This window comes from Bacillus sp. JJ783, from assembly GCF_036963225.1.
GTDB classification, from domain to species: domain Bacteria; phylum Bacillota; class Bacilli; order Bacillales; family Bacillaceae_G; genus Bacillus_A; species Bacillus_A cereus_U.
Map to the genome: position 1 here is coordinate 3025 of NZ_JBALMG010000116.1, position 324 is coordinate 3348.

Consider the following 324-nt stretch of genomic DNA (forward strand, 5'->3'; position numbering starts at 1 on the left):
CAATTTGTTAATAAATTGTGTGTAGGTTTTAAGAAATGTGGAAAGTTTGTTCGTAAGTCAGCGAAATTTGCATTTATTATTTATTCATTCACTCGCATCAAATTAACGATGATTATATGTAGTTTTTATATACCTACTTTACGATATTTTGTAGTTTTTAATCATCATCCAGCTCATTAAGTACGTTCCCAGTATTTACTTTTTATGATTTTTTGCGGCTAGAGTAATTATGAACCCTTAGCACAGCAATGTTTTAACACTATTTTCCCTCTGTATAAAAGTATTATCTTTTTTCTTTATATATATTAAAGATATATATTATAT

The 324-nt window shown here is 26.2% G+C and carries 1 protein-coding gene; it reads left to right on the top strand.

All coding sequences use genetic code 11. From position 1 onward, the window contains the following. On the top strand, positions 1 to 180 hold a 180-nt coding region (locus V7038_RS22480; protein WP_335695650.1), incomplete at its 5' end, for a hypothetical protein. Positions 181 to 324: the final 144 nt, after the last annotated feature.